The organism is Bartonella queenslandensis AUST/NH15 (assembly GCF_000312585.1).
In the GTDB taxonomy this organism is placed as follows: domain Bacteria; phylum Pseudomonadota; class Alphaproteobacteria; order Rhizobiales; family Rhizobiaceae; genus Bartonella; species Bartonella queenslandensis_A.
Map to the genome: position 1 here is coordinate 41,153 of NZ_HE997997.1, position 3,317 is coordinate 44,469.

Here is a 3,317-nt window from a genome sequence, read left to right on the forward strand (position 1 = left end):
AGACGTGATTGTTTAACCTTTTAATTCGCTTATATAGAGATTATACAAAATGAAATAGGTTTGTCGCAAATGTTTTGTATAGAGTAAGGGTGGAGTTTTTGAATGCGTAATGTTCCTAAAAGAGGCGCAAAGGCTTCTTTGTTATCTGAAGAAAAGCGTCCGAATATTGAAGAGGTGGAAGAAGCGATTCGTACATTACTCTTATGGGTAGGGGAGAATCCAAAGAGAGAAGGGCTTTTAGAGACTCCAAAACGTATAGCCAAAGCATATCGAGAGCTTTTTAGTGGTTATCATCAATCAGTTGAAGAAACCTTAGGAATAGTTTTTGAAGAAGTTTCAGGATACAATGAATCGGTAATCGTAAAAAATATTCCTTTTTATTCACACTGCGAACATCATATGATCCCAATTATTGGAAAAGCGCACATAGCCTATCTTCCTGATTCAAAAATTGTTGGCCTTTCAAAAATTGTACGTGTTGTAGATATTTTTTCTCGTCGTTTACAAACACAAGAAGCTATGACAGCGCAAGTGGCGCATGCTTTAGAAATGCATCTGAAACCGCGTGGTGTGGCCGTATTGATTGAGGCTGAACACATGTGTATGGCTATGAGAGGAATCCAAAAGCAGGGATCTACAACAATTACAAAAAAATTTCATGGTTATTATGAAAAAGATCAAGCTGCACAAGCACATTTTATGATGATGTTTCAAAGATCATAGTAAAGCCCATACTTCTAGTAATCTTTATTGAGTTATAAATCATCTGGATAAAATAAATTATGAGAAAGAGAAAATTGGCTTGTACCTTTCTTTATGATTTGTTAAAGGCTGAAAGCCGAAGTGTTTTGCTTAACCACGTGCGGTCGTGGCGGAATTGGTAGACGCGCAGCGTTGAGGTCGCTGTGGGGCAACCCGTGGAAGTTCGAGTCTTCTCGACCGCACCATTAACAATTAATTTCTCTGTAACGAGAAATTTGTGCAGAAAAGGGTGGTTTGTGCGAATTATAGAAAAGTTTTTCTTTACGTGTTATTTTCTGGTTTTTTCTTCATAACGCTTCATTTTTTTGCTTTAATCTGTTCGTTTGAAACGTTATATTTTTTATAGGTGGGGATGAGTTACAGTGAGAAGTATGGGAGTTCTAAGGTATTTAACACTTTTTATTTGTATTTTTTTATTATCAGCGTGTAGCGATTCGCGTGCTGTCCTTTGGCATGGGGTGCATGCAACTCCTTCTATGACACTAGTAGAAAGAGAAGTTGAAGGAAAACCGATTTCTCCAAAAGCCATTGTTCCAGTATATGTTGCAACAAGCCGTAAGATGCAAAATGATTATGCTCAACCTTATGGCGCAGAGCGATCAAATAAAGTACATTATAATCGCGTTGACGTGGGAATTCCTCAGCAACATGTAAAGGGGGTTGTTGAAATCAATGCGTATAAACCTACACATGATAAGTATTTTGCGGCAGTCTCATTGCAAAAATACGATAATAAAGAACAGTTTAAACAGAAATTAAATGCTGCTTTAGCAAAAAAGCCAAAAGGAAAAAGAGAAATTTTTCTTTTTATACACGGATATAATAATAATTTTGCAGATGGTATATTTCGTACAGCACAGTTTACACACGATTATTCTTTAAATGTTGTCGCTGTACATTATTCTTGGCCTTCTGCTGGATCAGTTCCTCTTTATATTTATGATCGTGACAGTGCTAATTTTGCCCGTGACGGATTGATAGAACTCTTAACACTTATTAGTGAAACCAATGCTGATCAAATTTCGGTTATTGCGCATTCTATGGGAAATTTTGTTATAATGGAGGCATTTAGAAGCTTAGCTCTACAGGGAAAATATAAGCCTATTCGCCGTATTACAAGTTTATTAATGGCTGCACCAGACATTGATATTGATGTATTTGAGCGTCAACTTAATGATATAAAAAAACTTCCACAACCAACAGCAATTCTAGTATCCAGAGCGGATAAAGCTCTCGCTGTTTCAGGGCGTCTTACGGGTGGACATCACCGTGTGGGTGATGGCTCAGATATTGAAATGTTGCGTAAAAATGGAATAACCGTTCTTGATTTTTCTCATGTGGATGGGGGGGCACATAATGTCTTTGCGTCTTCCCCAACGTTAATGGCTCTTTCTCGAGAAGGTTCTTTGGCTTCAACAATTATGCAAGGTACAGAATTATCACCTAGTCAAGCTCTCCTTGCAGATAGTAGTAGTGTGTTGGAAAAAACAACACATCTTATCCTTTATACACCTTTACGTTTTCTTTCTCCACGAATTCTACATCGATAACAAGAAAAGAAGAAAGGAGACTATTGAATAATGCATTGGAGGAGTATTTTTAGCACTTTCTTTAGAATGACTTTGTAAAATAAAAAAAGAAATAGCGGACTGAGTTTAAAAAACAGTTATTAGGTGAGTTTGTAATGATTGCACAGAAAAGCTATGTCAATACACCTACAGTTGTTGATTATTTATCTCATTCCGCAATTAAGTTGTTAGAGATTCATGCTATGCTTGTGAAGGTGAGAAAAGGTGATATGGGGGGAAAAACCAAATTTATTGCGTCAAATTGATTCTACAAAAAAACAATTAGATGAGATAAGCCATGCTCTTATTTTGGAATATCGTAAACGCCAAGAAAATGAGCGCTTTTTAAAACAAATTCTGCTATCTATTTCCGATCAACTTTTTTCACTTAACAATGGTTTTAAAGAAACTGGACGTCTTTTTTTTCAAGAAGTTAGAATACTTCAATCTCAGATGCAATGTTTATATGAGGGAAAGGAGAGGCAGCATTTGTTGGATAGCGAAGAAGCTCTTTGTTTTCCGTCAAAAATTGATGAAGTCATTAAGCAGTTACAAAAGGCGCGAGAAAAACTTATTATTGAAAATCCGCACCTTTTTGAAAAAGAATGTTAAAGCCAAAAAAGATTTTCTAAAACAAACACATTGATAAAAATATTTCATTTTTACGAGCAAACAATGCATTTAGATTGCAGTTACTTTTATCTTCCTTCCGTTTTTTAACTTAAGCAGCTTTTGTAACAGCTTTTTTACTTGGAGACATTTTATCCCAATCTTTTGGGAAATCAAAGCATGTATCACGGTCATAATCAACAGATTGGCTTTTTAACTTTTTTTGCATTCAATAAAGTAACGACGAGCTTTACGTCCTTTCTCATTGCGTTCAATCATGGAAAGTTCTTTTGCTATGTCTAGGGTGAGATGGTAGTCTATTGCTGTAACAGCCCTAGATTTTGCGCTTTCCAATTTTGGGAACCGCAAATCTTGTGA

2 protein-coding genes, 1 tRNA gene and 2 pseudogenes are annotated in these 3,317 nt (G+C 36.1%); 4 read left to right on the plus strand and 1 reads right to left on the minus strand.

Annotated elements, in window-relative coordinates; all coding sequences use genetic code 11:
- Nucleotides 1-102 precede the first annotated feature (102 nt).
- From folE to BN338_RS03850, 4 genes and pseudogenes are all read left to right on the plus strand, one after another.
- Nucleotides 103-723, plus strand: a complete 621-nt coding sequence (folE, locus tag BN338_RS03835) for a GTP cyclohydrolase I FolE (protein WP_039759201.1) — start codon at nucleotides 103-105, stop codon at nucleotides 721-723.
- A gap of 139 nt (nucleotides 724-862) precedes the next feature.
- A tRNA-Leu gene (locus BN338_RS03840) sits at nucleotides 863-947 on the plus strand.
- 177 nt (nucleotides 948-1,124) lie between these two features.
- Nucleotides 1,125-2,312, plus strand: coding sequence for an alpha/beta hydrolase (locus tag BN338_RS03845; protein ID WP_039759203.1), 1,188 nt, complete (start codon nucleotides 1,125-1,127; stop codon nucleotides 2,310-2,312).
- A 134-nt stretch (nucleotides 2,313-2,446) separates the two neighbouring features.
- A pseudogene (locus BN338_RS03850) lies at nucleotides 2,447-2,942 on the plus strand (hypothetical protein).
- A 124-nt stretch (nucleotides 2,943-3,066) separates the two neighbouring features.
- Here BN338_RS03850 and BN338_RS03855 read toward each other — a convergent pair.
- A pseudogene (locus tag BN338_RS03855) lies at nucleotides 3,067-3,317 on the minus strand (antA/AntB antirepressor family protein); the annotation flags it as partial.